General features: G+C 72.8%; 22 protein-coding genes and 1 tRNA gene. 18 read left to right on the top strand and 5 right to left on the bottom strand.

From position 1 onward, the window contains the following. Positions 1-248: 248 nt before the first annotated feature. The 8 genes from OG295_RS27345 (at position 249) to OG295_RS27380 (ending at position 12,019) form a co-directional block, all read left to right on the top strand. Complete coding sequence (locus OG295_RS27345) at positions 249-4,154, top strand: amino acid adenylation domain-containing protein (protein WP_371679290.1); 3,906 nt, start codon at positions 249-251, stop codon at positions 4,152-4,154. Beyond that, the gene (locus OG295_RS27350; RefSeq protein WP_371679291.1) at positions 4,151-5,440 is read left to right on the top strand and encodes an ATP-grasp domain-containing protein; all 1,290 of its coding nucleotides are present in this window, start codon (positions 4,151-4,153) and stop codon (positions 5,438-5,440) included. The genes OG295_RS27345 and OG295_RS27350 overlap by 4 nt, the downstream gene beginning before the upstream one ends. Next, complete coding sequence (locus OG295_RS27355; protein WP_371679292.1) at positions 5,437-6,402, top strand: peptidase; 966 nt, start codon at positions 5,437-5,439, stop codon at positions 6,400-6,402. Before OG295_RS27350 ends, OG295_RS27355 begins: the two co-directional genes overlap by 4 nt. A gap of 37 nt (positions 6,403-6,439) precedes the next feature. Continuing rightward, entirely contained in the window at positions 6,440-8,239 is a 1,800-nt protein-coding gene (gene asnB / locus OG295_RS27360) for an asparagine synthase (glutamine-hydrolyzing) (RefSeq protein ID WP_371679293.1), read from the top strand. Between the two features lie 50 nt (positions 8,240-8,289). Beyond that, the gene (locus OG295_RS27365) at positions 8,290-9,111 is read left to right on the top strand and encodes a hypothetical protein (RefSeq protein ID WP_371679294.1); all 822 of its coding nucleotides are present in this window, start codon (positions 8,290-8,292) and stop codon (positions 9,109-9,111) included. Between the two features lies 1 nt (position 9,112). Continuing rightward, entirely contained in the window at positions 9,113-10,036 is a 924-nt protein-coding gene (locus OG295_RS27370; protein ID WP_371679295.1) for an aminotransferase class IV, read from the top strand. Beyond that, entirely contained in the window at positions 10,024-10,971 is a 948-nt protein-coding gene (locus tag OG295_RS27375) for an AEC family transporter (RefSeq protein WP_371679297.1), read from the top strand. Before OG295_RS27370 ends, OG295_RS27375 begins: the two co-directional genes overlap by 13 nt. 85 nt (positions 10,972-11,056) lie before the next feature. Continuing rightward, positions 11,057-12,019: a TauD/TfdA dioxygenase family protein gene (locus tag OG295_RS27380; RefSeq protein WP_371679298.1), complete on the top strand. Its 963-nt coding sequence runs from the start codon at positions 11,057-11,059 to the stop codon at positions 12,017-12,019. Between the two features lie 50 nt (positions 12,020-12,069). On the opposite strand, the gene OG295_RS27385 is transcribed toward OG295_RS27380, so the two are convergent. Further along, positions 12,070-12,154: transfer RNA gene (locus OG295_RS27385), tRNA-Leu, on the bottom strand. 168 nt (positions 12,155-12,322) lie between these two features. Here OG295_RS27385 and OG295_RS27390 point away from each other — a divergent pair. The 3 genes from OG295_RS27390 to OG295_RS27400 all read left to right on the top strand — a co-directional run bounded on the left by OG295_RS27390 (position 12,323) and on the right by OG295_RS27400 (position 15,000). Further along, positions 12,323-13,648 (top strand): M20/M25/M40 family metallo-hydrolase, encoded by a 1,326-nt coding sequence (locus tag OG295_RS27390; protein ID WP_371679299.1) that lies wholly within the window; start codon positions 12,323-12,325, stop codon positions 13,646-13,648. Positions 13,649-13,785: 137 nt separating this feature from the next. Next, positions 13,786-14,019, top strand: a complete 234-nt coding sequence (gene chpH, locus OG295_RS27395; RefSeq protein WP_030238980.1) for a chaplin ChpH — start codon at positions 13,786-13,788, stop codon at positions 14,017-14,019. 150 nt (positions 14,020-14,169) lie between these two features. Beyond that, entirely contained in the window at positions 14,170-15,000 is an 831-nt protein-coding gene (locus tag OG295_RS27400) for a chaplin (RefSeq protein WP_371679300.1), read from the top strand. Positions 15,001-15,039: 39 nt separating this feature from the next. On the opposite strand, the gene OG295_RS27405 is transcribed toward OG295_RS27400, so the two are convergent. Beyond that, positions 15,040-15,228 carry a DUF5703 family protein gene (locus OG295_RS27405; RefSeq protein ID WP_356223034.1) on the bottom strand — a complete coding sequence of 63 codons (189 nt, stop codon included), beginning with the start codon at positions 15,226-15,228 and terminating at the stop codon, positions 15,040-15,042. A 47-nt stretch (positions 15,229-15,275) separates the two neighbouring features. Here OG295_RS27405 and OG295_RS27410 point away from each other — a divergent pair, with 47 nt between their 5' ends. Next, on the top strand, positions 15,276-15,935 hold the full coding sequence (locus OG295_RS27410) for a hypothetical protein (RefSeq protein WP_371679302.1): 660 nt from the start codon (positions 15,276-15,278) through the stop codon (positions 15,933-15,935). A gap of 89 nt (positions 15,936-16,024) precedes the next feature. Here the strand turns inward: OG295_RS27410 and OG295_RS27415 are convergent, their stop codons facing one another. Both OG295_RS27415 and OG295_RS27420 read right to left on the bottom strand, forming a co-directional pair. After that, positions 16,025-18,406, bottom strand: coding sequence for a helix-hairpin-helix domain-containing protein (locus OG295_RS27415; protein WP_371679303.1), 2,382 nt, complete (start codon positions 18,404-18,406; stop codon positions 16,025-16,027). Further along, a complete protein-coding gene (locus tag OG295_RS27420) occupies positions 18,403-19,386 on the bottom strand; it encodes an aldo/keto reductase (protein ID WP_371679304.1) in 984 nt (327 codons plus the stop codon). Before OG295_RS27420 ends, OG295_RS27415 begins: the two co-directional genes overlap by 4 nt. Before the next feature lie 108 nt (positions 19,387-19,494). Here OG295_RS27420 and OG295_RS27425 point away from each other — a divergent pair, with 108 nt between their 5' ends. Both OG295_RS27425 and OG295_RS27430 read left to right on the top strand, forming a co-directional pair. Then, a complete protein-coding gene (locus tag OG295_RS27425) occupies positions 19,495-20,544 on the top strand; it encodes an LLM class F420-dependent oxidoreductase (RefSeq protein ID WP_371679305.1) in 1,050 nt (349 codons plus the stop codon). 230 nt (positions 20,545-20,774) lie between these two features. Continuing rightward, the gene (locus OG295_RS27430) at positions 20,775-21,563 is read left to right on the top strand and encodes a ferritin-like domain-containing protein (RefSeq protein WP_371679306.1); all 789 of its coding nucleotides are present in this window, start codon (positions 20,775-20,777) and stop codon (positions 21,561-21,563) included. A gap of 52 nt (positions 21,564-21,615) precedes the next feature. Here the strand turns inward: OG295_RS27430 and corA are convergent, their stop codons facing one another. Beyond that, the gene (gene corA, locus OG295_RS27435) at positions 21,616-22,608 is read right to left on the bottom strand and encodes a magnesium/cobalt transporter CorA (protein ID WP_371679307.1); all 993 of its coding nucleotides are present in this window, start codon (positions 22,606-22,608) and stop codon (positions 21,616-21,618) included. 54 nt (positions 22,609-22,662) lie between these two features. On the opposite strand from corA, the gene OG295_RS27440 reads away from it, so the two are divergent. The 4 genes from OG295_RS27440 (at position 22,663) to mshC (ending at position 26,177) form a co-directional block, all read left to right on the top strand. Next, positions 22,663-23,370 carry a histidine phosphatase family protein gene (locus OG295_RS27440; protein WP_371679308.1) on the top strand — a complete coding sequence of 236 codons (708 nt, stop codon included), beginning with the start codon at positions 22,663-22,665 and terminating at the stop codon, positions 23,368-23,370. Between the two features lie 76 nt (positions 23,371-23,446). Continuing rightward, the gene (locus OG295_RS27445) at positions 23,447-24,037 is read left to right on the top strand and encodes a DUF3090 domain-containing protein (protein ID WP_280920854.1); all 591 of its coding nucleotides are present in this window, start codon (positions 23,447-23,449) and stop codon (positions 24,035-24,037) included. Next, positions 24,001-24,837 carry an SCO1664 family protein gene (locus OG295_RS27450; protein ID WP_371679309.1) on the top strand — a complete coding sequence of 279 codons (837 nt, stop codon included), beginning with the start codon at positions 24,001-24,003 and terminating at the stop codon, positions 24,835-24,837. Before OG295_RS27445 ends, OG295_RS27450 begins: the two co-directional genes overlap by 37 nt. A 110-nt stretch (positions 24,838-24,947) precedes the next feature. Further along, positions 24,948-26,177 carry a cysteine--1-D-myo-inosityl 2-amino-2-deoxy-alpha-D-glucopyranoside ligase gene (mshC, locus tag OG295_RS27455; RefSeq protein WP_371679310.1) on the top strand — a complete coding sequence of 410 codons (1,230 nt, stop codon included), beginning with the start codon at positions 24,948-24,950 and terminating at the stop codon, positions 26,175-26,177. Positions 26,178-26,402: the final 225 nt, after the last annotated feature.

The following is a 26,402-nucleotide window of genomic DNA, read 5'->3' on the forward strand; positions in this document are numbered from 1 at the left end:
CCGTCCCGCCGGCAGCCGTCAGCACCCGCCCGCATTCCGTACACATTCCGCACACATTTCACACACGGGTCACGCCCGTATTCCGCGTGCCGCCCACCCCGGGCCCCGGGGAGCAGTGGCGTGCGCGAATTCGTCGGGGCGTCGGGAATTCCGTGAAGCTTTTCCCCGGCAGGCCGCACCGCGCCGGGGGTGAATTCCGCCGTACCCGCAGACCGAAACAATGCAGTCGAACGAGGGGAATCACGTCGGTGGCCGAATTGCATACCGTCGCATCAGCCGGTCCCGAAGAGGGGCGGACGGCGGCTCCGGCACTCCAGCTCCCGACCCGGGACCCGGGCGGCGAGGTGACGGAATTGTCGGGGACGTACTCCTGGACGGGCGACGATTTCCAGCCACTCGCGGAGTTCGTCGGGGCGCGCGGGTTCGAAGCCGCCGAGCTGTTCAACGCGGCGTTCACCCTCCTGATCCACCGGTACAGCGGCCAGGACGACCTCGTCACCGCCCGCTCCGGAGGACCGGCCGGAGCCCCTCCCGTGGCCGTCCGCTCCCGGATCGGGGAGGACGTCACGTTCGCGGAGCTGACCGCCGCCCTCGCCGCCCGGTACCGCGCCGCCACCGGGCGCCCGGACGCCGACGACACCCCCGCCGCCGACACCCCGGGCGCCCCCGCCGCCGAGGCCCCCGGCACCCCCGACGTCCACGCCGCCCTCGGCACCGGCCTGCGCGTGGGCTTCGCCGGCCACGAGGCCCCCCGGGCGGAAGCCGGAGCGGGCGCCCGCCCGGACGGCCTGCACCTCCTGCTGGAGGTCGAGCACGCCCCCGACGCGGTGCGCTTCGCCCTCGTCTACGACACCACCCTGTTCGCCGACGGGTTCATCTCCCGGATGGCCGCGAACTACCGGACCCTGCTCCTCGACGCCTGCCGCCGCCCCGCCGCCCCCGTCGCGGACCTGGCCCTGCTGTCGGAGCCGGAGACCCGCCACCTGCTCACGGACCTCAACGCCACCGCCCGGCCCCGTCCCCGCGACACCGCACTGCACACCCACGTCGAGGCCCAGGCGGCCCGCACCCCCCACGCCCCCGCCGTGGAGTGGCGGGGCGTCGCCCTCACCTACCGCGAGCTCGACGAACAGGCCAACCGGATCGCCCGCGCCCTGCTGGCCCACGGCATCACCCCCGGATCGCGCGTCGGCGTCTCCGTCGCCCGCACCCACCGGACCGTCTGCCTGCTGCTCGCCCTCCACAAGGCGGGCTGCGCCTACGTCCCCCTCGACCCGGCCTACCCCGCCGACCGGCTGAGCGGCATCGCCGCCACGGCGGACATGGCCGGCGTCGTCCACGACGACACGGCCGGCGGCGGCCCCGCACCGTGGCTGACCGCCGTGGACACGACCGCGCTGGCGTGGGGCGAGCTCTGGGAGAAGGCCGCGGCCGAACTCCCCGATCCGCCGGCCCTCGCCGTGGACCCGGCCGCCACCACCCACCTGATCTACACGTCCGGCTCGACCGGCCTGCCCAAGGGCGTGGTCATCAGCCACCGCAACGTGGTGGCCCTGCTCGCCTGGGCCCGCGACACCTACGGGCCCGAAGACCTCGCCCGCGTGCTCTTCGCGACCTCGCTCAACTTCGACCTCTCGGTGTTCGAACTGTGGGCCCCGCTGACCACCGGCGGCTGCGTCGTCGTCGTGGACAACGTCCTGGCCCTCACCGAGGACGACACCCTGCGCCCGTCCCTGGTCAACACCGTGCCCAGCGCGCTCAACGTGCTCCTGCAGCGGTCCGCCGTCCCCGCCTCCACCGCCGTGCTGAACGTCGCGGGCGAACCCCTCGCCAAGGAACTCGTCAACGCGGCCTTCGCCGCCACCGCCGTCGAACGGCTCTACAACCTGTACGGACCCTCCGAGGACACCACGTACTCCACGTGGAAGTGCTTCACCGGCCCCGTCACCCAGAGCCCCACGATCGGCGTCCCGGTCCACAACACCGTCGCCTACCTCCTCGACGCCCACGGCCGGCTGGTCCCCCGCGGAGCCGTCGGCGAACTCCACCTCGGCGGCGACGGTCTGGCCGGCGGATACATCAACGACCCCGGGCGCACCGCCGCCGCCTTCGTCCCCGCCCCCGCGCCCCTGCCGCCCGGCACCCTGTACCGCACCGGCGACCTGGCCCGCTGGACCGAGGACGGCGAACTGCGCTTCATGGGCCGCCGGGACAACCAGGTCAAGGTCCGGGGTTTCCGCATCGAGCTCGGCGAGATCGAGTCCGTCCTGCGGGAGGTCGTGGGACTGCGCGACGTCGCCGCCCTCGCGGTCCGCAAGGACGACGACACCCGCCTCGTCTGCTACGTGGGCCTGGAGGGCGGGGACCCCGCCGTCCAGGCGATGGGCGATCACCTGCGCCGCAAGCTCCCGCACTACATGCAGCCGTCCAAGATCATCGTCGAGGAGCGGCTGCCCCAGCTGCCCAACGGCAAGGTCGACCGCAAGGCGCTCGCCGCCCGGGACGTCGACTGGACCGCGACCGACGGCGGTGACGGCGGCTTCACCACCGACGACCCCGACGAGGCCGTCGTCGCGGGCGTGTGGACCGACCTCCTCGGCGTGGCCCACCTCGCCGCCGACCGCGACTTCTTCTCCATCGGCGGCCACTCCCTGCTCGCCAACCTGCTGGCCGCCCGCCTCGGCGACGCCGTCGGCCGCACCGTGCGCGTCGCCGAGATCTACGAACACCGCACCCTGGAGTCCCAGGCCCGGCTGCTGCGCCACAAGCGCGCCCAGGCACCCGCCGCCACGGCCGCCATCGGATCCGCCGGGCTGCAGGACGCCGTAGCCGAGACCCTCCACGAGTCCGGCCGGGGCCACGGCGTCCCCGGAGCCGGCGCCGCCGTCTACGCGGACGGCACCCTCCGGTTCACCTACCACGGCGTCGACGACATCGAGACCGGCAGGCCCCGCGACGAGACCTCCCGCCAGCGCGTCACCTGCATCACCAAGCCGATGCTGGCGTTCACCGCGCTGCGGCTCGTCGACCGCGGCCTGCTCCCCCTCGACGAACCCCTCACCACCCTGCTCCCGCAGGCGTTCCGGCGCAGCGACGGCCGCACCGTCGACGTGACGCTGCGCCAGCTCCTGTCCCACACCAGCGGCATCGACGACTCCTACGAGGTCTGGCACGACACCGACCTCCCGGACCTCGACCGCTACCTCGACACCTTCGCCGGCTACGGACAGCTTTTCGAGCCCGGCGAGGTCTTCGCCTACTCCGCCTGCGGCACGTCCATCGTCGCCGCCCTCATCGAGAAGGTCCTCGGCGTCCCCTGGCGCCGCGCCGTCAACGAGCTGATGCTCACCCCGCTCGGCATCGAGGCGATCCCCGAGACCCTCACCGAGGACGGCCACTACGGTGCCACCGTCTCGGCCGGATACCTGTGGAGCGAGACGCTGCAGCGCTACGTGCGCCACGACCCGCCGCCCCAGACCGTCGCCGACGACGCGGCCGGCTCGTTCTCCGTCTGCCTCACCCTTCCCGAACTCGCGAGCATCGCCCTGCTCGCCCTCCGGGACGGCGTGGCCCCGAGCGGGGAGCGGCTGCTCTCCGCCGGCCTCGCCGAACAGATGCGCACCCCGCAGATCGACGTCCCCGGCCACCACTTCATGCACGCCTGGGGCCTCGGCTGGCTGATGTTCGGACCGACCGCCTTCGGCTTCAACTCCAACGGCAGCGGCCACCACAACTTCATCCAGATCTTCCCGGAGAAGCGCAGCTTCCTGCTCCTCCTGGCCAACGCCTACCCCGCCTTCGGCCTCTACGAGGACCTCCTGCGGGCCCTGACCGGCGAAGGCCTGATCCGCACCGGCCGCCCCTTCGACCTGGACCTCGACGACTGCGCGGGCCTGTACGCCTCCGACGGCTACCGGCTGCGCGTCCTGCGCGGCGTCGAGCACCTCGGCTACGAGTACTCCGAACGCCAGGGCGACGGCAGCTGGCTGCGGCTCGACGAGGGCGACCTCGTGCTCTCCGGCGCCGGCGGCTTCAGCTCCATGTCGCAGAAGAACATCCTGGCCGGCTCCATCTCCTTCATCCCCACGCCCGGAACCCGCGTACCCGGTTTCGTCCGGATCGGACAGCGCTTCGCGAGGAAGACGACCCGATGACAGACCACACACCCCCGCACCCCACCCGCAGACACGTCCTGTTCGTCACCTGGAAGACCGGCAACGCCCCGGCGTTCGAGGCGGCCCGGCGACTGGGCCACGAGGTGACCCTCATCCGCTCCCTGCGCATGGAGAAGTCCCAGAACATCGACTTCGACGCCTCGCCCTACGGCGCGTTCGTCGACACCGTGCACGTCCTCGAAGACCACACCGACCACCAGGCCCTGCGCGAGCTCGTCCTCGCCGTCCACCGCGAACGTCCCGTCGACGGTTTCGTCGCCACCGTCGACGCCCTCGTCGTCCCGGTCGCCCGGATCGCCGAGGAGATCGGCATCCCCTTCACCGGCGCCCGGGGAGCCCGGGACGCCAAGCTCAAGCACCGCTGCCGCGAGCTCCTCGCCGCCGCCGGAGTCGACGCCACCCGCCACGCCGTCGTCGCCGACTTCGCCGGGGCGGCCGCGTTCGCCGGGGCCACCGGATACCCCGTCGTCGTCAAACCGGCCCGGGGCTCCGCCAGCGAGGGCGCCCACGTCGTCGCCGACGAGGCACACCTGCGGGAGGTCATGGCCCGCGCCGAGGCCGACCGCACCACCTACGAGGCGGGCATCCTCGTCGAGGAGTACCTGACCGGCCGCTTCCTCTCCGCCGAGATCGGCCTCTCCCACGGCCGCTTCCTGCGCCTGGCCGTCAGCGAACGCTCCACCTGGCACCGGCACGAGGCCCTGGAGACCGGCACCACCATCCCCGCCGCCCTCGGCCCGGACGACCACGACCGCGTCATGGAGTTCGCCGAAGCCGTCGTCACGACCCTCGACCTGCGCCTGGGCGTCTTCCACGTGGAGATCATGCTCGGCGCCGACGGCCGCCCCCGGCTCATCGAACTGAACCCGCGCATCATGGGCTCCTGCCTGCCGAACCTCTTCCGGCTCGCCGGCGGCGGGGACATCTTCGAACTGCTCGTACGCATCCACCTCGACGAGGAGGTGGAGCCGGTAGCCCCGGCCTTCGACCGGTACGCGACCGTCCGCTGGTTCGGCGCCGCCGAACCCGTCCCCCGCCCGGACCGGGTACCCGACCTGGAGTGGGCCGCCACCGAGTACGGGGATGCCCTGCACGCGCTCACGGTCCGCTTCCCGGACGGCGACGTGCTGCCCGCCTGCCGCGGCAACCTCGGGAACTTCGGCGAGGTACAAGTCGTCCACGCCGACCACGCGACATCGATCGGGATCGCTGAGCAGATCGTCGGACGGACGGCGGACCTGCTCGGCATCGAGGTGACGAGATGACGACCACGACGACGGCGAGCACGCCGGCCACCACGCCGGCCACCACGCCCTTCTTCGACGAGACCCGGGCCCAGCTCGCCCGCCTCGGACTGCCGGGTGCCGACCCCTCCGCCGGCGAGGGCTCCGGCAAGACCTTCGACGACGGCTGCCACTTCAGGATCGAGGTGCCCACCGTCAACTCCGTACAGGCCGCCCAGACGCTCCTGTCGGAGAGCGGCCGCCGCGGCTTCTCGATCAACCGCATCACCGAGACCCGCGGCATGTACCGCCACACGGCACGCGAGATCGCCGACTACGTCGCCCTCGGCCAGGAGTACGGGGCCGAGATCCTGATGTCGGTCGGCCCCCGCGCCAGCTACGACACCGGCGGCAGCGTCCAGACCCCCGAAGGCGTCCGCATCGGCTACCGCCTCCGCGGCCAGGAACAGATCGTCCGGGCCGTCGAGGACGTCAAACGCGGCCTCGAACTCGGCGTACGCGGCTTCGTCGTCTACGACGAGGGCCTGCTGTGGGTGCTGAACCGGCTGCGCACCGCCGGTGACCTGCCCGAGGACATCCACCTCAAGGTCTCCGCCCACTGCGGCCACGGCAACGCGGCCTCCGCGCAGATGCTGGAGATGCTCGGCGCGGACAGCTTCAACCCCGTCCGCGACCTCACCCTCCCGATGATCGCGGCGCTGCGCCAGGCGGTGTCCATCCCGCTCGACTGCCACGTCGACAACCCCCGCATGTCCGGCGGTTTCGTACGCACCTACGAGGCACCCGAGTTCGTCCGCGTGGCCGCCCCGATCTACCTCAAGACCGGCAACAGCGCCCTCGAAGGACACGGCGTCAGCCCCAGCCTCAGCCAGCTCGACGACATCCTGCGACAGGTCGAGATCGTCACCGAGTTCCTCGGCCGCCACCACCCCGAGGCCCGCCAGAGCCCCGTCGGCGCCCGGCTGACGCCCGTCGGCCCGTAAGCCCGCCCCGCCAGTCCACAGACAGAGGTCACACAGCATGTGCCGCATCTACGGCCACTTCGGCGGCGATCCCGTCGACCGCGACGCACTGCACGCCGTCGCCCGCGCGATGCACCCGGGCGGCCCCGACGAGCAGACCCTCCACACCGCCGGAACCTGGGCGCTCGGCAACAACCGGCTCGCCGTCCAGGGCATCGGCCACGGCCGGCAGCCCTTCGTCCTCGGCGACATGACCTGCGTGTTCAACGGCGAGATCTACAACCACCGCGAACTGCGGGCCGAACTCGCCGCCCAGGGCCACACCTTCGAGGGCGACTGCGACGGCGACGTCCTGCTGCCGCTCTACGAGCGGTACGGCGACGCCTTCGTCTCCCGGCTGGAGGGCATGTTCGCGATCGCCCTCGTCGACCTGCGCGGCGAACCCTGCCTGAAGCTCTTCAACGACCACGCCGGCATGAAGTCCCTCTACTACCACCTCTCCGCCGACGGCCGCCGGCTCTCCTTCGCCTCCGAACTCCAGGGCCTGTCCCGCTTCCCGGACTTCCCCGACGCCGTCGACCCCCTCGCCATCGACCGCTACCTCGGCGGCAAGGCCGTCTGGGGCCCCCGCACCATCCACACCGGCGTCCGCACCATGGAACCCGGCACGGCACTGCGCTTCGCCGACGGCCGCATCACCCTCACCCGCACCCCGCTCCCGCCCGCCGAGGTCGACTGGCCGGACGGCGGGCCCACCCTCGGCGCGGCCGCGGACCTCCTCGACGGCATCCTGCGCCACGAACTCACCCGGATGCTCGACGCGGACGTACCCGTCTGCGTCATCACCAGCGGCGGCCTCGACTCCAGCTACACCACCGCCATCGCCGCAGGCCTCGTCCCCGACCTGGCCTCCTTCAACGTCGCCTACAAGGGCACCTGGCCCAGCGACGAACGCCACTTCGCCGAGGAGGTGGCCCGCCACTGCGGCACCCGCCACCACCAGGTCCTGCTCGACCCGGCGGACTTCCCCGCCCTGGTCGACCGCTTCGTCCGCCACCTGGACCAGCCGAACAACGCCCCGCACAGCCTGAGCACCTTCGCCCTCTTCGAAGCCGTCCACGACGCCGGGTTCAAGGTCGCCCTCACCGGCGACGGAGCCGACGAACTCTTCGGCGGCTACGCCCGCTTCGTCAAGGCCGCCCGCGACGGCGACGCCGGCTGGCACCGCGGCTACCAGGACACCATGGCCGCCGTCGGCACCAGCACCCTGCGGCGGCTCTACACACCCGAGTACCGCGCCCACGTCGAGGCCGACGGCGGCTTCTTCGCGGACCGCGCCGGCGACGAACTGGATCGCCGCGTCCGCTCGCGGACCCACGACAAACTGGAGACGCTGCTCCGCTACGACCAGGCGGAACGGTTTCCGTACTACATCCTGCGCCGCGTGGACCACCTGAGCATGGCGCACTCGGTGGAGGCCCGGATCCCCTTCCTCCAGCCCGCCGTGACGCGGTTCGCGCACGCCCTGCCCACGGAACTGAAGGTCGTCGGCGACACCGTCAAGGCACCGGTCTCCGAGGCCGCGCGCCGCTGGATCCCGCGCAGCGTCATCGAACGGCCCAAACAGCCCTTCACCCTCCCCGTCGCAGCGATGATCAAGCCCGGCGAGGCGCTCCACGAGCTGATCGGCGACACCCTCCTGGGCCCCGGCGCCCGGTGCCGGGACCACTTCCGCCAGGACGTCGTCCACGACCTGTTCCGCATGCAGTCCGAGAGCCCCGGCGCCCACACCGCCGAGGTCCTGTGGTCGCTGCTGATGCTGGAGACCTGGCTGTCCGTCAGGAACCTCACCCCCTGATCCCCGCCCGAACCGATCCCCGCCCGAACCCCCACCCGAGGAGAAGAGACATGACGCAGTCCGTCCCGCCCATCCGCTCCCTGCTGGCCGGAGTCACCAAGGACGACATCCGGCGCGACCCGTTCCCGCACATCGTGATCCGTGACGCGCTTCCCCAGGACCTGTACGATGCGCTGTCCGCGTCCATGCCGACCGCCGAATACATCGGCACCCGGATCGGCAAGGAGATCACCTCGAACGAGCGCTACAACTACATGTCCGAGCACATCCTCCAGGACGAGGAGATGGCCCGGGTGTGGAAGGACTTCGTCACCTACCACGCGTCGCCCGGGTTCTACGCCGAGTTCCTCGACCTCTTCCGGGAAGACCTGCTCGCGAACCTCCCCGACGCCGAGGAGCAGTGCGGCCCGCTGCGCGACCTGCGCGTAGGCCGCCGCAACCGGGACGGCTTCGAGACCCACGACATCCTGATGGACTGCACCGCCGTCATCAACTCGGCCGTCACCGGCCGCCCCTCCGCCTACCGCGGCCCCCACGTGGACAAGCCCCACAAGCTCTTCGGCGGGCTCTTCTACATGCGCCAGACGCAGGACGACGCCGACGGCGGCGACCTCGTGCTGTACAAGTACCGGGAGGGCGCCCACAAGTTCACCACCAGCGCCTCCGAGTACGGCGACAACCGCTTCGACATAGACCCGAAGTACGTCGAGGAGGTCACCACCGTTCCCTACCGCAGCAACACCCTGGTCATGTACCCGATCAACCCGCTCGCCCTGCACGGCGTGTCCGTGCGCAGCCTCACCCCGCACCAGCGGCGCTTCGTCGCCCTCGTCGGCGACCTCCAGAACCCGCTCTTCGACCTTGCACTCTGAGGTGTCCCCCTTGCTTCCCTTCGACCAGCGAACCGGTCAGATCTGGCTCGACGGCGACCTCGTGGAGTGGGCCGACGCCACGCTGCACGTGCTCACCCACGGCCTGCACTACGCCAGCAGCGTCTTCGAGGGCGTACGCGTTTACGCCGGCGCCCCCTTCATGCTGCACGAGCACATCGCACGGCTGCGCACCTCGGCCCGCATCCTCGACTTCGACCTCGAACACGACGACGAGACGCTCCACCGGGCGACCCTCGACGTCGTCGCCGCGGCCGGCATCACCGAGGGCTACGTCCGCATGAACGCCTGGCGCGGCTCCGAGGTCATCCAGACCGCCGCGCTGAAGACCTCCGTACACACCTCGGTGGCCGCCTGGGAGATCCCGGCCGGCTACTACGCGGCGGCCGACGCCCTCCAGACGGGCATCTCCCTGGTCACCGCCGACTACCGGCGTCCCTCCCCGCAGTACGCCCCGGTCAAGAGCAAGGCCGCCGGCAACTACATGATCGGCACGGTCAGCAAGAACCATGCCCTGCGGGCGGGCTTCGACGACGCGATGCTCCTCGACGACCGCGGCCACATCGTGGAGGCGACCGGCGCCCACATCTTCTTCACCAGGGGCGGCACCCTCCACACCCCCACCACGCGGTGCACCATCGACGGCATCACCCGGGCCTGCGTCCTGGCGATCGCCGGGCACGAGGGCATCCCGTACGAGATCGGCGACCTGGGCCCGGAGTTCGTCGCCGAGGCGGACGGCGCGTTCATCTGCGGCACCGCCTGCGAGATCCTCCCCGTCGCCCGCATCGACGACCACCACTACGACCTGCGCGGCAACGAGGTGATCGGGCGGCTGATCACCGGATACCACGACCTGATCGCAGGCCGCAGCCCGGTGGAAGTGCCGCACGCATGGGGGCGCTGACGGCCCTGGAGAAGCTGCTGCCGGTGGTCCTGGCCTTCGGCTGCGGCGTTCTCCTCGCACGGCGCAAGGTGGTGCCGGCGGACAGCTCCAAGGTCTTCGCCGACTACGCCTTCCTCTTCGCGGTCCCGTGCTACCTGTTCGGCAACATCTACGCGAGCGACCTGGCCGCCCTCTTCGACTGGAGGGCGATCGGCGGCTACGCGGCAGCGGCCGGCTGCGCGGTCGTCGTCATCGGCCTCGTGGCCCGGCTGACGGGGGTCCTGGACCCCCGGGGCGTAGCGCTGCGGATCATGGCCGGCGTGCAGGTGAACACCGCCTACTTCGCCGTACCGGTGTTCATCATGCTCTTCGGGAACGCGGCACCGATCTTCCCCGTGCTGCTGTTCCAGGTCTGCGTGCTGTCCCTCGTGGTCATCTCGATCATGGAACTGGGCCGTCCGGCCACCGGAGGTCCCGGCGTACGGCTCGCCCGGGCCGTCGGAGCCTCGCTCGTGACGCCCGTGGTCCTCGCCTGCAACGCGGGCATCCTGCTCAACCTGCTGTCGGTGCACCTGCCGAAGGCGGTCCTGGACAGCTTCGCGTTCGTCGGCGACAGCGCCTCCCCGGTGGCGCTGTTCGCCCTCGGCCTGCACCTGGGCGGCGCCGGCCTCACGATCCGGGGCACCACCCTGGAGGAGGTCTGGCTCATCGCCTTCAAGTGCGCGGCCTTCCCCTTCATCGCCTGGGCCGTGTGCCGGTACCTCTTCGGCGTCGAGGGCGAGTGGCTCAGCTACCTCGTCCTGATCGCCGCGATGCCGGCCCCGCAGAACCTCTTCATCTTCGCGCAGCGCTACGACGTCGACGTCGCCATGTCGGCCGAGCTCGTGGTCAAGAGCTCCCTGGCGTCCCTGCTCCTGCTGCCCCTGTGGGTGCAGTGGACCGTCCACTTCGGCTGACGCCGGAGCGGGCGGTCCCGCACCCCTCCCACGCATCGCCCCTCCCCACCCTCCCCACCCTTCTTCCGAGAGGCGGATCCGAACCGTGATCCAGACCGAGCGAACCAGCAGGATCTCCGTCCGCCAGGTCGCCGGGCGCATAGGCGCCGAGGTGTCCGGAGTGGACCTGCGCGAGGATCTCGACGACGCCACCGTCGCCGAGATCCGGCAGGCCGTGCTCACCCACCGCGTCCTCTTCTTCCGCGGCCAGGAGCTCGACCACGCCCGGCACGTGGCCTTCGGCCGCCGCTTCGGCGACCTCACCCGCCGCCCCGGCACCAAGCACGGCGTCTCGCCCGAGGGCTTCCCCGAGGTCCTCACCGTCGACGCCAAGGCCGACGTCGAGCGCTACGGCAAGAACTTCGAGGAGCACTACCGCCGCAAGTGGGTCTCGCCCATCGCCGGCTGGCACAGCGACCTCACCCAGGCCGTGAACCCGCCCGACCTGTCCATCCTGCGCGCCGAGACCACCCCCGACTTCGGCGGCGACACCCAGTGGACCAACACCGTGGCCGCCTACGAGGGCCTCTCCCCGCAACTGCGGGGCCTGCTGGACACGCTCCAGGCCGAACACGCCTTCTTCACCGGCGTCCACCTGCGCCACTCCGACGAGCGCGACCGGCAGATCCTCAAGATCTACTGTGAGGACCCTCAGGTCGCCGTCCACCCCGTCGTCCGCGTACACCCCGAGACGGGGGAGAAGGCGCTGTTCGTCAGCCCCGGTTCCACCACCAGGATCGTCGGCTTCAGCGAGATCGAGAGCCGTCACCTGCTCGACCTGCTCTTCCAGCACATGACCAGCGCCGAGTACACCGTACGCTTCCGCTGGGAGCCGGGCAGCATCGCCTTCTGGGACAACCGGAGCACCTGCCACTTCGCCCCGACCGACTTCGGCCACCTCGACGTCGACCGCGTCATGCACCGCGTCACGGTCCTCGGCGCACCCGCCACCGGCCCCGACGGCTTCGTCTCGGAGCTCGTCGAGGGCGACCGGCTGGCAGCCTGGTAACACCCGGAGAACGAAGAAGGACCCCGCCGGAGCGGGGTCCTTCTCTCTTGTGTCCGAGGGGGGACTTGAACCCCCACGCCCGATAAAGGGCACTAGCACCTCAAGCTAGCGCGTCTGCCATTCCGCCACCCGGACAAGGTGTCTGTCTCGCGTCCCTCGCGGGCCGTTCCGACGTGGAAAACATTACCAAACATTCGGGGCCCCCGATCACACCCCCCGGTGACCGGGGAACGCCCTTGGGCGGAGCGGCCCGGAGCGGGAGGATGGGGACGTAGCCGGTACTGATCAGTGGGAGGAAGCAGCGTGAGCGAATCGGGCACGGGCAAGAACGTCTCCGGCGAGGACGAGGTCGTCGACCTCTGCCGGGACCTCATCCGGATCGACACCAGCAACTACGGGGACCACTCGGGACCGGGCGAGCGCAAGGCGGCCGAGTGGGTCGCCGAGAAGCTGGCCGAGGTCGGGCTGGAGCCGCAGATCTTCGAGTCGCACAAGGGGCGCGCCTCGACCGTCGCCCGTATCGAGGGCGAGGACCCCTCCCGGCCCGCGCTGCTGATCCACGGGCACACCGACGTGGTCCCGGCCAACGCCGCCGACTGGACCTACGACCCCTTCGCGGGCGAGATCGCCGACGGGTGCGTGTGGGGCCGCGGCGCGGTCGACATGAAGGACATGGACGCGATGACGCTGGCCGTCGTCCGCGACCGCATGCGCAGCGGCCGCAAGCCCCCCAGGGACATCGTGCTGGCCTTCCTGGCGGACGAGGAGGCGGGCGGCACGTACGGGGCCCGGCACCTCGTGGACAAGCACCCCGGGCTCTTGGAGGGCGTCACCGAGGCGATCGGCGAGGTCGGCGGCTTCTCCTTCACCGTGAACGAGAACCTGCGGCTCTACCTCGTGGAGACCGCCCAGAAGGGCATGCACTGGATGCGGCTCACGGTGGACGGCACCGCGGGCCACGGCTCCATGACCAACAACGACAACGCGATCACCGAGCTGTGCGAGGCCGTCGGGCGCCTCGGCCGCCACCAGTGGCCGGTGCGCGTCACCAAGACCGTACGGCACTTCCTCGACGAACTCTCGGACGCCCTCGGAACCCCGCTCGACCCCGACGACATGGACGCCACCCTCGCCAAGCTCGGCGGCATCGCCAAGATGGTGGGCGCCACCCTGCGCAACTCCGCCGCCCCGACCATGCTCGGCGCCGGCTACAAGGTGAACGTCATCCCCGGCCAGGCCACGGCGCACGTCGACGGCCGCTTCCTGCCGGGCTACGAGGACGAGTTCTTCGCCGACCTCGACCGGATCCTCGGCCCGCGCGTCAGGCGGGAGGACGTGCACGGGGACAAGGCCCTGGAGACGGACTTCGACGGGCGACTCGTGGACGCCATGCAGGGCGCCCTGAAGGCCGAGGACCCGATCGCGCGCGCCGTCCCGTACATGCTCTCGGGCGGTACGGACGCGAAGTCCTTCGACGACCTCGGCATCCGCTGCTTCGGCTTCGCGCCGCTGCAGCTGCCGCCCGAGCTCGACTTCGCCGGGATGTTCCACGGGGTGGACGAGCGGGTGCCGGTCGACGGGCTGAAGTTCGGTGTGCGGGTGCTCGACCGGTTCATCGACAACGCCTGACGGCCCGAAATCGCGCGGGTGTGCGCATTCCACTGAGAAGAGTGAATGCACTCATACGCTCGTAGCCCTGGTGATCCCTCCTCGTTACAGGTGGTGCGGTCCGCGGCTGGGACCGCACTTGCCTACTAGGAGGAACAATGCTCAAGAAGGTTGTCGCCGCTGCGGCTGCCACCGGTGGTCTGGTTCTCGCGGGTGCCGGCCTCGCCGCCGCCGACGCGGGCGCGCAGGGTGCGGCCATCGGCTCCCCCGGTGTCCTGTCCGGCAACGTCGTCCAGGTTCCGGTCCACGTGCCCGTGAACGTCTGCGGCAACACGATCTCCGTGATCGGCCTGCTCAACCCGGCCTTCGGCAACACCTGCGTCAACGCCTGACGCGCCTGAAGTAGTGGCCCCGGAGCGCATCCCAGCGCTCCGGGGCCGCCGGGCTTTCCGGCCCGGACCACACCTCTTCGGCGCGGCAGGCGGGGGAGCCTGTACGGCCTGTGCGCCGACCGACACGTACACACCAGGGGACGAGTACAGATGCGACGACCGGTTCAGGTCACGAGGAAGACGCTGATCACGATGGCGGCGGCGGGGGGCGTCCTCGCGATGGGCGGCGGTTACGCGCAAGCCGACTCCGGGGCGTCCGGACACGCCGCGAACTCACCGGGCCTGCTGTCCGGGAACAACGTGCAGGCGCCGGTGGACGCACCGGTGAACGCCTGCGGCAACACGATCTCCGTGATCGGCCTGCTCAACCCGGCCTTCGGCAACACCTGCGCCAACACGTCCGGCGCGCCGCAGCACCAGGGCCACCCCGGTCACCCGGGCGGCGGGCACGACGAGCCCTGCGACGACGAGCCGGGCCACCCCGGCAACCCGGGCACCCCGGGCGGACACACCCCGGGCAACCCCGGTACTCCGGGCGGACACACCCCGGGCCATCCGGGGACCCCGGGGACTCCCGGCGGGCACACCCCGGGCAACCCCGGCACCCCCGGCGGGCACGTCCCCGGCAATCCCGGTACTCCGGGCGGGCACACCCCGGGCAACCCCGGTACCCCGGGCGGGCAGACGCCCGGGAACCCCGGTACTCCGGGCGGCCACACCCCCGGTACGCCGGGCGGGCAGACGCCGGGCAACCCGGGCACCCCGGGCGGGCAGACGCCGGGCAATCCCGGTACTCCGGGCGGCCAGACCCCCGGCACGCCCGGCACGCCAGGTACTCCCACCGGACCCGGCACGGGTTCCGGGACGCCCGGACTCGCCGCCACCGGCGCGGGTGACGTCATGACCGCCGGAATCCCGCTCGCGGGCGGCCTGCTGCTGGCCGGAGCCGTGCTCTACCGGCGCGCCCGCAACGCCGCCTGACGGCACTGCGACGCGGGCCCCGCCCTCAGGGGGCCCGCGTCACCAGGTCGCGCGGACCTGACGGATGATCCGGCGGCGCAACCGCACGCGGCGGCTGCCGTCCCGGTACAGGGCCATCCGGTCCAGCTCCCAGTGCCCGTATTCCGCATGATCGGTCAACAGGCGGGTCGCCTCCTGGCGGGAGGTACCGCGAGGCACGTACACGTCGACAAATTCGTATTCCGGCATCGCATCTATTGTGCGGGCACCGGCCCGCTACGGATAGCGTCTGCACTATGTCTGATGCCGCTCTGCCCACTGTTGCCGAGGTACGCGCCGCCGCCGAGGCGGTCAAGGCCGCTCTCGACCGTCACCTCGCCGCGGTCGAGAGCAGGATCGGGGACGAGGACCCGGCCGTCTACGCCGCCTTCAACGAACTCGCCGCCGCCGCCGAGGAGTACGACGAACTCCTCTACGACCGCTACGACGAGGTCACCCCCTTCGAGATCCCCACGCCCGAGGACGGTGTCGCGTACACCGGCCCCGCCGAGCCCGCCGCCTTCAGCGTGCTCATCCGCCGCGACTACGCCGTCGTCGAACCGGCCCGGCTGATCGCCCAGGCCGAGCGCGTCGCCGCGCACGACCGGGACGCCGAACTCGTCGACGACGCGGGCACCGCGGGGGCGCTCGGCGTGCTCTTCGGGGAGTACGAGCCCGACGAGATCGCCTCCCGCTACAAGGAGTTCGGCCTGGAGGAAGGCGACTCCACCCTCTGGATCGCGGCGCTGGAGGAGGTAGCCGAACCGGGGGACTGGCTCAACTCGCCCTTCGGGCAGACCGATCCCCAGGACGTGGTGCACCGCTTCGACGTCAGTTCGGTCTTCGACGAGGACGTCGAGGACGAGGACTTCGACGAGGAAGAGGAGGCCGCGGCCCCGGGCCCGGTCCCGGCCTGAGCCCACCGGCCGCGGGCCGTCGCAAGCGCACGGCGCGCCGCGCCCCCGCCCCGCCGTCCTCGGCGGGGCGGGGGCGCGGCCCTCCTCCGCTACGCCTGCGGCTGCCGATCCGCCGTCAGCGCCCGCAGCAGACCCGTCAGACGGGTCGTACGGGGCTTGGGCAGCACCTCGGCCACCGCGCGCGGCAGCGCCTGGTCCACGCCGTGCACCACCGACAGGTGCCGCTCGGCCCGCCCGAACGCCGTGTACACCCAGTCCCGGGACAGGGCCTGTGCCGCGTCCCCGGGCAGGACGACGACCACCGCGGGCCAGCGCGCCCCGACGGCCTGGTGCGCCGTCACCGCCCAGCCGTGCCGCACCTGCGCCTCCACCCGCTCCTTCGGTACGACGACCCGTACGCCCGCCACGTCCAGGTGCAGCCCCTGCGCGTCGGCCGACACCACCCGGCCCGGCACGGCCCGTCCCGGCGCGGGGACGTGGACGACCCGGTCACCGGGATCGAAGCCGCCGAACCGCCCCGGGCCGGGGTTCAGCCGCTCCTTGAGGGCCGCGTTCAGCGCCCGGGTCCCCGCCGCGCCACCGTGGCCCGGGGTGACGACCTGCACGGCGTCCGCGGGGATCCCGAAGGCGCGCGGCACCGATTCGGAGACCAGCTGCACGGTGCGGTGCACGGCCTCGCCGGCATCGCGCACCGGGACGATGACGATCTCCTTGCCGGGGGCCTCGACCTGGGTCAGCTCCCCGACACCGATCCCCGACACCAGCTCGCCGAGCGGGCCCGGGTCCGGCGTCCGGGACACCACCTGGGGACAGGCGCGGGCGGCCAGCACGTCGGCGAACACCCGCCCCGGCCCGGCCGACCCGAGCACCCCGGGGTCGCCGGAGAGCACCAGACGGGCCCCGTCGGGCACCGACTCCACCAGGGCGGCGGCCGTCTCCACGTCCAGCTGCGGGGCGTCCAGCACGATGAGCAGGTCGAGGTCGAAGCGGCCGTCGGCGTCCCGTCCGGGGCCCTGGGTCCCCGAGAGCAGCCCGGCCACGCCCACGGCGTCCCCGGTGGGGGCGTGCGCGGCCAGGGCGGCCCGCAGGCCCAGCTTCCGGGCGGCCGCCAGCAGGGCCAGCGGCTCGGCGCGGGCGGCCTCGCCGCCGGTGTGGGTGACCAGGCCGTGGCCGGCGACGGCACGGACCAGCTCGGCGCCGGGACCGGTGGCCACCCCGGACCAGTCGGCCAGGCCGCCGAAGGTGCCCGTCAGCCGGGCCAGGCCGTCGGCCAGGCTCTCCTCGGCCAGGGCGTGTTCCTCCAGGCCCACGAGGATCCGTACCGGCCGCGGCTCGTCCTCCTCGTCGCCTCCGTCGCCCCCGTCGCCGCCGCCGGTGTCCGCCGCCCGCGGGCCGGGCTCGCCCAGCGGTTCGTGGAACACCAGGACCGCGCCCTCCCCGATGGCCGCCTCCAGGGCCTCGGCGGGGGCCGGCACCCCGTACTGGACCAGGGCCTTCTCCAGGACCGGGGCCTCCAGCGCGGTGTGCCCCTTGAGGGCCGCCTGGTCCAGGAGCCAGCCCAGCAGGGCCGCGCCCCGGCGCTCGTCGGCGGGACCGGCCGCGGCGCCCAGCAGGGCCTGCGCGAAACCGTCGGCCTGCGCCGGGCGCACCCCGGGGACCGCGAGCAGCCGCCAGGGGTCCTCGGCGAGCAGGTCCGCGGCTCCCTCTCCGAGGGCCTCGGCGGCGGCCCCGGCGAGGCCCTCGGGGGCCCCGCCGCGGGTCAGTACGGCGCGCACCGCGCCGATCTCCTCGGTGGTGGGGGCGGGCGCGGCGGCGGGGGCCGTGGCGGGGCGGGGCTGCGGGGGAGCGGGGGCCGCCCGGCGGGGGGCGGCGGGCGCGTCGTCGAAGAAGACGGCGGAGGGCTTGGCGCCGCTCTCCACGGCCCGTACGGCGGCCAGCAGGTCGGCGGCCTTGCCGCTGAGCTTGGCGCCGGCGTCCACGGGGGCCTCGCGTTCCGCCTTGCGGCGTGCGATGCGCTCCCGCTCGATCTTCTGCGCGGCCAGCTCGGCCTGCGCCTCGGTGAGCCCGGCCGGCTCCGCGCCGGGGGCTTCGGCGGCGCCGTCCCCGGTGGCGGCCGCGCCCGCCGGGGCCTCGTCCCCCTCGGCGGAGGGGTCGGCCGCCTCGGAGGGACCGGAGGAACCGGAACCGGACTCCCCGGCCGGGATCTCGACGCCGTCCGCGTCCGCGCCCCCGTCGGCCGGGGCCTCGGCGTCGCCCGCGGGTTCGTCGGCCGGGGTCTCGTCGCCGCCGGCGTCCGGTCCGTCGGTCGGGGGTTCGCCGTCGCCGTCGCCGTCGGCATCGGTGGTCGGGGGTGCGGGGTGGTGGCCCCCCTCGGCGGGGGTTTCGCCGAGGCCGGGGGTCGCCTCCGGGGTGGCGGCCTCTTCCGGGTCCTCCGCGGTGGCGGGGCCGGTGGCCTCGGGGTCCGTACTCACAGCGTGCTCCAGTCCTGGTCGGGGTAGCGGTGCACGGGCGCCGACACGTCGTCCAGAGCCCGGCAGATCTCCTCCGGAAGCGTAAGGGTCTCCACCGACAGCGCCGCCCCGAGCTGGGCGGACGTCCGCGCGCCGACGATCGGGGCGACCACCCCCGGCCGGTCCCGGACCCAGGCCAGCGCCACCTGGAGCGGGGTGACGGCCAGGCCCTGCGCGGCGGTCACCACCGCGTCCACGATCCGCCCGGCGGCCTCGTCCAGGTACGGCTCCACGAAGGCGCCCAGCGACTGGGAGGCGCCCCGGGAGCCGGCCGGGGTCCCGTCCCGGTACTTGCCCGTCAGCACCCCCCGGCCCAGCGGGGAGGAGGGCAGCAGGCCGACACCGAGGTCCAGCGCGGCCGGGAGCACCTCCCGCTCCACGCCCCGCTGCAGGAGCGAGTACTCCATCTGCGTCGACGCGAGCCGGGTCCGGGTCCCGGGTGCGGCCAGCTGCCAGGTCGCCGCCTTCGCCAGTTGCCAGCCGCTGAAGTTGGAGATCCCGGCGTAGCGGGCCCGGCCGCTGCCGACGGCCAGGTCGAGCGCCTGGAGGGTCTCCTCCAGCGGGGTCGCCGGGTCGAAAGCGTGCACCTGCCACAGGTCGACGTAATCGGTGCCGAGGCGGTCCAGGGAGTCGTCCAGGGCGGCCAGCAGGTGTCCGCGCGAGCCGTCGAACCGCCGGTCCGGGTCGGGCACGCTGCCCGCCTTGGTCGCGATGACCAGGTCCCGGCGCGGCACGAGGGAGCCCACCAGCTGCCCGAGGAGGTACTCCGCCTCTCCGCCGCCGTACACGTCGGCCGTGTCGACGAGCGTGCCGCCCGCCTCCCAGAACGTCCTCAACTGCTCGGCGGCGGCTTCCTCGCCGGTGTCACGGCCCCAGGTCAGGGTGCCGAGGCCGATCCGGGAGACGCGCAGTCCGGTGCGGCCGAGATGCCTCTGCTCCATGAGCGCTGAGACTACTGGGGCACTGCCGCACGGCGGCCGGGCGCGCTACAGTCCCCCGCAGACCCACGTTACTGATCGGTAAAGCGGCACATCGTAAGGGGACGACACATGCGGCTCGGCATCAACCTCGGCTACTGGGGCGCGGGCATGGACGCCGACAACCTCGCCGTCGCGCAGGAGGCGGACCGCCTCGGCTACGACGTCTGCTGGGCGGCCGAGGCCTATGGTTCCGACGCGGCCACCGTGCTCGCCTGGGTGGCCGCCCAGACGGAGCGGATCGACGTCGGCTCGGCCATCTTCCAGATCCCGGCCCGTCAGCCCGCGATGACGGCGATGACGGCCGCCACCCTGGACTCCCTGACCAAGGGCCGGTTCCGGCTCGGCCTCGGCGTCTCCGGCCCGCAGGTCTCCGAGGGCTGGTACGGGGTGAAGTTCGACAAGCCCCTCGCCCGGACCCGGGAGTACGTGGAGATCGTCCGCAAGGCGATGAGCCGCGAGCGCCTCTCCTACGACGGCGCGCACTGGACCCTCCCGCTGCCCGGCGGCCCCGGCAAGCCGCTCAAGCTGACCGTGCACCCCGAGCGCGAGCACATCCCTCTCTACATCGCCGCCATCGGGCCCAAGAACCTGGAGCAGACCGGCGAGATCGCCGACGGCGCCCTGCTGATCTTCCCGGCCGCCGAGCACCTGGAGGAGACGGCCCTGCGGCACATCCGCGCCGGCCGTGAGAAGGCCGGACTGACGATGGACGGCTTCGACGTCTGCCCGACCGTCCCGCTGGCCCTCGGCGAGGACGTGAACGCCCTCGCGGACGTGTTCCGCCCCTACACCGCCCTGTACGTCGGCGGCATGGGCAGCCCCAAGCAGAACTTCTACAACCAGCTCGCCCAGCGCATGGGGTACGAGAAGGAGGCCGCCGAGATCCAGGCCAAGTACCTGGGCGGCGACAAGGACGGCGCGGCGGCCGCCGTGCCGCACTCGCTGATCGACTCGACCACCCTGCTCGGCTCCGTCGAGCGGATCGCGGACGGGATGCGCGCCTACGCCGACGCCGGGGTCACCACCCTGACGCTCGCCCCCGCCGGCTTCACCCTGGACGAGCGCCTCGCCGCCCTGCGCGCCGGCACCCGGGCCCTGGAGCTGGCCGGCCTGTCCTGAAACGCGGACGCCGCCCGGCGCACGGGGAGCGGTGCGGGGCGGCGTCCGGATCGAGGTCTGCGGCCGTGGTGGGGGCTCGGGGGGTCTTCCCCGCCACGGCCGACACAGCCAACAACGCGCGGCCGGGCCACGGGGTTACGCCCCGGGGCCCGGCCGCGCGGCTCGTTCATTCGGCCGAGTCGGGCGAGCCCTCGGTTGCCCGCCCGGCAGATCCGCATTTGACTCGTTCCATGCTCTCTGCCCGCAGCCTGTTCCAGGAGATCGTCGGCCACGACGACTCCTTCCAGCTGTTCTGCTCCATCGCCGCCAGCGGGGAGTCCCAGGGCGGCTGGGAGAACGCCAGGATCGCCGCCCTCGTCCCCGACGGCATGCGCGACCTCGCACCCAAGATCACCCGGCACGGCGCGGACGAGGACAAACACGGCCGGATCTTCCGGGCCCTGCTGCGCAACCGCGGCCTGGCCCCCGTCCCCGTACCGCCCGAGACCGACTACACGATGCTGCTGGAGCGCCGCGGCATCGGCCTCGCGCACGACAAGCTGCGCCGCGAGGAAGCGCTGACCGAACGGGACATCGTCGTCTACCTCGCGCACAGCCGCGTCACCGAACAGCGCGCCTCCGAGCAGATGGTCCTGCTGGTGAACCACTTCGGCGACCACCCCGAGATCGGCAAAGCCGTCCGCCAGATCAGCGGCGACGAGGACAACCACCTCGCCTACTGCCACGAGGAACTGCTGCGTCTCGCCCGCGCCGGCCACGGCCGGACCATCCAGCGGGTGCTGCGCGAGAGCGCGCTCGCCGAGATCGCCGTCCACCGGGACGTCAGCCTCGCCGTCATGGCCCACATGGGCCGGCTGCTCCGCTGGCCCGCGCCCAAGGCCGCCGCCCTGGCCGCCGGCATCCGCGGGATGTACGCGTACGAGCGCTTCGGCGGCTGGCACCGGATGGTCGGCCTGCGCCCTCCGGAGCGGCGCGACCCGCTGGGCGGCGCACCCGCCACCGCGCACGGCCACGCGTAGGCCCTCTCCCGCCGGCCTCGCCCGCCGCTACAGCCGGCCGCCGGCCCCGCCGCTACAGCCAGCCGCGCCGTTTGAACATCCGGTGCAGGCCCGCGCACAGAGCCGCCATCAGCGCCAGCACCGCCGGATAGCCCCAGCTCTGCCGCAGCTCCGGCATGTGCTCGAAGTTCATCCCGTAGATCCCCGCGACCATCGTCGGGACGGCGGCCATGGCGGCCCAGGCGGAGATCTTGCGCATGTCGTCGTTCTGCCGGACGCCCATCTGCGCCAGGTGGGCGGCCAGCGCGTCCGACAGCAGCCGGTCCAGGCCCTCGATGTACTCGTTGGCCTTCGTCAGGTGGTCGGCGACGTCACGGAAGAAGGGCTGGGAGTGCTCGTGCACGAACGGCACCTGCCCGAAGGCGAGCCGGTCCATCGGCTGCAGCAGCGGGCTCGTCGCCCGGCGGAACTCCAGCACCTGCCGCTTGAAGCCGTAGATCCGCGCGGCGGTGTTCTTGGAGTCCGAGGCGTTCGGGGCGAACACCTCCGCCTCCAGCTCCTCCAGGTCGGCCTGGAGCTCGGCCGCCACCTCGATGTAGTGGTCCACCACCGCGTCGGACACGGCGTACAGCACGGCGGTCGGCCCGTGCCGCAGCACCTCCGGCTCCTGTTCGAGCCGGTGCCGCACGGCCGCCAGCGCGGCCCCCTCGCCGTGCCGGACGGTGACCACGAACGAGTCGCCTATGAAGACCATCAGCTCGCCGGTGGTCACCGTGTCCGTGTCGTCGTCGTAGAGCACCGGCTTGAGGACCACGAACAGCGAGTCGTCGTAGACCTCCAGCTTCGGCCGCTGGTGCGCGGTCAGCGCGTCCTCCACCGCCAGCGCGTGCAGCCCGAACTCCCGGCTCACATGATCGAATTCGTCGGCCGTCGGCTCGTGCATGCCCACCCACACGAACGCGTCACCCGAGGCCCGCGCCTCGTCGAGGGCATCGGAGAAGTCCTCCGGTGCCGTGGAGCGGCGGCCGTTCCGGTACATCGCGCAGTCGACAATCACGCCGGGCATTCTGCCCCGGCCGGAGCCCGCCCGCACAACGGCGGCACGGCATAGGCTTCCCCCATGGCCATGCTGATCCTCGTACGACACGGGCGGTCCACCGCCAACACCGCGGGCGTGCTCGCCGGATGGACCCCGGGGGTGAACCTCGACGACCACGGCGCCGCCCAGGCCGCCGCGCTTCCCGGGCGGCTCGACGCCGTGCCCCTCGTGGCCGCCGTCACCAGCCCCCTCCAGCGCTGCCGCGAAACCCTCGCCCCGCTGCTCGCCGCCCGCCCCGCACTGCCCCTGCACACCGACGAGCGCATCGGCGAATGCCACTACGGCGACTGGTCCGGCCGCAAACTCTCCGAACTCGCCGACGAACCCCTCATGAAGATCGTCCAGCAGCACCCCTCGGCCGCCGCCTTCCCCGGCGGCGAGTCCATGCGCGCCATGCAGGCGCGCGCCGTGGACGCCGTACGCGAGTGGAACGCCCGGATCGACGAGGAGCACGGCACCGACGCCGTCTACCTCATGTGCTCCCACGGCGACATCATCAAGTCCCTCGTCGCCGACGCCCTCGGCATGCACCTCGACCTCTTCCAGCGGATCCACGTCGACCCCTGCTCGGTCACCGCGATCCGCTACACCCCCACCAGGCCCTTCCTGCTGCGCCTCGGCGACACCGGGGACCTCTCGCCCCTCGTCCCGCGCACCGCCCCGTCCCCCGACACCACGACCGAGGACGGCGGGAACGCCGTCGTGGGCGGCGGCGCGGGCGCGGCCTGATCGAACGGCGCAGTAGGGTGGCATGGCGCCCCCACACCGGCGCAGCCCTGCCCTGCCTCAGACTTGGAGACCGGTCGTGCCCCGTCAGGTGTTCCTTTACGACCCGCCGGACCGCTTCGTGGCCGGTACGGTCGGTCTGCCTGGACGCCGTACGTTCTTCCTCCAGGCCTCCGCGGGAGCCCGGGTCACCAGCGTGTCCCTGGAGAAGACCCAGGTCGCTGCACTGGCCGAGCGGATGGACGAGCTGCTCGACGAGGTCGTCCGGCGCACCGGCGGCAACGCGCCCGTCCCCGCCGTCGCCTCCACCGAGGCGGCGGACACCGCCCCCCTCGACGTCCCCGTCGAGGAGGAGTTCCGCGTCGGCACCATGGCGCTCGCCTGGGACGGCGAGGAGCAGCGGATGATCGTCGAGGCCCAGGCCCTCGTCGAACTCGACGCCGACTCCGACGAGGACCTCGCCGAGGCCGAGGAGCGGCTCCTGCAGGACGAGGAGAACGGCCCGCCGATGCTGCGCGTGCGCCTCTCCGGCGCCCAGGCCCGCGCCTTCGCCAAGCGGGCCCTGGACGTGGTCAACGCGGGCCGCCCCCCGTGCCCCCTGTGCAGTCTGCCGCTCGACCCCGAGGGACACGTGTGCCCGCGCCAGAACGGGTACCGGCGCCAGGTGTGAGCGCCGAGACCCCGATCGAGGAACTGCTCACCCGCGGTGAGCTCACCGTCCGCGGCCGTATCGCCGAGGCCTCCAACGCCGTACTGCTGTGCACGGTGGCCCACGAGGGCGCGAGCGCGGACTGCGTCTACAAGCCGGTCAAGGGCGAGCGCCCGCTGTGGGACTTCCCCGACGGCAACCTCGCCCGCCGCGAGCGCGCCGCGTACCTGGTCTCCGAGGCGACCGGGTGGGGGCTCGTCCCCGCGACGGTCCTGCGCGACGGCCCGTACGGGGAGGGAATGGTCCAGCACTGGATCGACGCCGGAGAATCGCCGGAGGCCGGGCTCCTCGCGCTCGTCGAGGGCGAGGAGGCGGGGGAGGGCTGGAAGCCGGTCGCCTTCGCCGAGGTGGGGGAGGGCCGCACCGCCCTGCTGGTGCACGCCGACGACCCGCGGCTGCGGCGCCTCGCCGTACTCGACGCGGTGATCAACAACGGCGACCGCAAGGGCGGCCACCTGCTGCCCGCCCCCGACGGCCGGCTCTACGGCATCGACCACGGCGTGACCTTCCATGCCGAGGACAAGCTGCGCACCCTGCTGTGGGGCTGGGCGGGGGAGCCGCTCACCGACGAGGCCCGGCGGGTGCTGGGCTCCCTGGAGGCCCAGCTCGCCGAGGGGGGCCCGCTGGCCACCCGGCTGGCCGAACTGATCACCCCGGTCGAGCTGGGCGCCGTACGGGCCCGTGTGGCCCTGCTGCTGCGCAACGGGACGCACCCGAAGCCCTCCGGACAGTGGCCGGCGATCCCCTGGCCACCCGTCTGAGCTGCCACGGCCCGCGACGCACAGAACCGGCCGGACCGCAAGACGGCCGATCAAGCCAACAGTGCTGCTCCGGTTCGTTTCCGGAACACTCGTCCGGTTAGGCTCGATGCATGCATGCCTGGCCCGCTTCTGAGGTCCCCGCCCTGCCCGGCAAGGGCCGCGACCTCCAGATCCACGACACCGCGACCCAAGGGACGATCACCCTCGACCCCGGTCCCGTCGCCCGTATCTACGTCTGCGGGATCACCCCGTACGACGCGACCCACATCGGTCACGCGGCGACCTACAACGCGTTCGACCTCGTGCAGCGCGTGTGGCTCGACAACAAGCGGCAGGTTCACTACGTCCAGAACGTCACGGACGTGGACGACCCGCTCCTGGAGCGGGCGCTGCGCGACGGCCACGACTGGACCGAGCTCGCGGAACGCGAGACCGCCCTCTTCCGCGAGGACATGACCGCCCTGCGGATGCTGCCCCCGCGGAACTACATCGGCGCCGTCGAGGCCATACCCGGCATCGTGCCGCTGGTCGAGCGGCTGCGCGACGCGGGTGCCGCCTACGAGCTCGACGGGGACGTCTACTTCTCCGTGGAGTCCGATCCGCACTTCGGCGGGGTCTCGAACCTCGACGCCCGGGCGATGCGGCTGCTGTCCGCCGAGCGGGGCGGGGACCCGGACCGTCCGGGCAAGAAGAACCCCCTCGACCCGATGCTGTGGATGGCCGCACGGCCCGGCGAGCCGAGCTGGGACGGCGGCTCCCTGGGCCGCGGCCGCCCCGGCTGGCACATTGAGTGCGTCGCCATCGCCCTGGACCACCTGGGCATGGGCTTCGACATCCAGGGCGGCGGCTCCGACCTGGCCTTCCCGCACCACGAGATGGGCGCCTCGCACGCGCAGGCCCTGACGGGCGAGTTCCCGATGGCCAAGGCCTACGTCCACGCGGGCATGGTCGCGCTGCACGGCGAGAAGATGTCCAAGTCCAAGGGCAACCTGGTCTTCGTCTCGGCGCTGCGCCGGGCCGGCGTCGACCCGGCCGCCATCCGGCTGGCCCTCCTCGCACACCACTACCGGGCCGACTGGGAGTGGACGGACGAGGTCCTCGCCGAGGCCGTGGCCCGGCTGGAGCGGTGGCGCGCGGCGGTCTCCCGGCCGGACGGCCTGCCGGCGGACGCCCTCGTCGAGGAGGTCCGCGAGGCCCTGTCGAAGGACCTGGACGCCCCGGCCGCGCTCGCGGCCGTGGACCGGTGGGCGGACGCGCAGAACGCCTCGGACGGCGACGACGAGTCCGCCCCGGGCCTGGTCTCCCGCACGGTCGACGCCCTCCTGGGCGTGGCCCTCTAGCACCGGAGCAGTACGCGAGGAGCGCGCCCCCCGGCCCGGTGCCGGGGGGCGCGCTCCTTCCGTACCGCCGCCCACGGCGGCGCCGGATCACTGCACGACGGTCACGGTCCAGATCGTGCGCGGCCGGATATTCGCGGACCTGCTCCGGGTGGAGCACGCAGGGGACCGGCACCAGCTCGTCCGTGCCCACGTACGCCGGCTCCGGCGCCGCCGCGAGCAGGGCGT

Source organism: Streptomyces sp. NBC_01276, assembly GCF_041435355.1.
In the GTDB taxonomy this organism is placed as follows: Bacteria; Actinomycetota; Actinomycetes; order Streptomycetales; family Streptomycetaceae; genus Streptomyces.

Bases quoted from the DNA above. Each gene is read 5' to 3' on its own strand.
- OG295_RS27425 (WP_371679305.1), top strand. From the start codon at position 19,495: ATGCGGCTCGGCATCAACCTCGGCTACTGGGGCGCGGGCATGGACGCC.
- OG295_RS27420 (WP_371679304.1), bottom strand. From the start codon at position 19,386: ATGGAGCAGAGGCATCTCGGCCGCACCGGACTGCGCGTCTCCCGGATC.
- OG295_RS27430 (WP_371679306.1), top strand. From the start codon at position 20,775: ATGCTCTCTGCCCGCAGCCTGTTCCAGGAGATCGTCGGCCACGACGAC.
- OG295_RS27405 (WP_356223034.1), bottom strand. From the start codon at position 15,228: ATGCCGGAATACGAATTTGTCGACGTGTACGTGCCTCGCGGTACCTCC.
- corA (WP_371679307.1), bottom strand. From the start codon at position 22,608: ATGCCCGGCGTGATTGTCGACTGCGCGATGTACCGGAACGGCCGCCGC.
- OG295_RS27350 (WP_371679291.1), top strand. From the start codon at position 4,151: ATGACAGACCACACACCCCCGCACCCCACCCGCAGACACGTCCTGTTC.
- OG295_RS27410 (WP_371679302.1), top strand. From the start codon at position 15,276: ATGTCTGATGCCGCTCTGCCCACTGTTGCCGAGGTACGCGCCGCCGCC.
- OG295_RS27400 (WP_371679300.1), top strand. From the start codon at position 14,170: ATGCGACGACCGGTTCAGGTCACGAGGAAGACGCTGATCACGATGGCG.
- asnB (WP_371679293.1), top strand. From the start codon at position 6,440: ATGTGCCGCATCTACGGCCACTTCGGCGGCGATCCCGTCGACCGCGAC.
- chpH (WP_030238980.1), top strand. From the start codon at position 13,786: ATGCTCAAGAAGGTTGTCGCCGCTGCGGCTGCCACCGGTGGTCTGGTT.
- OG295_RS27440 (WP_371679308.1), top strand. From the start codon at position 22,663: ATGGCCATGCTGATCCTCGTACGACACGGGCGGTCCACCGCCAACACC.
- OG295_RS27355 (WP_371679292.1), top strand. From the start codon at position 5,437: ATGACGACCACGACGACGGCGAGCACGCCGGCCACCACGCCGGCCACC.
- OG295_RS27365 (WP_371679294.1), top strand. From the start codon at position 8,290: ATGACGCAGTCCGTCCCGCCCATCCGCTCCCTGCTGGCCGGAGTCACC.
- OG295_RS27375 (WP_371679297.1), top strand. From the start codon at position 10,024: ATGGGGGCGCTGACGGCCCTGGAGAAGCTGCTGCCGGTGGTCCTGGCC.
- mshC (WP_371679310.1), top strand. From the start codon at position 24,948: ATGCATGCCTGGCCCGCTTCTGAGGTCCCCGCCCTGCCCGGCAAGGGC.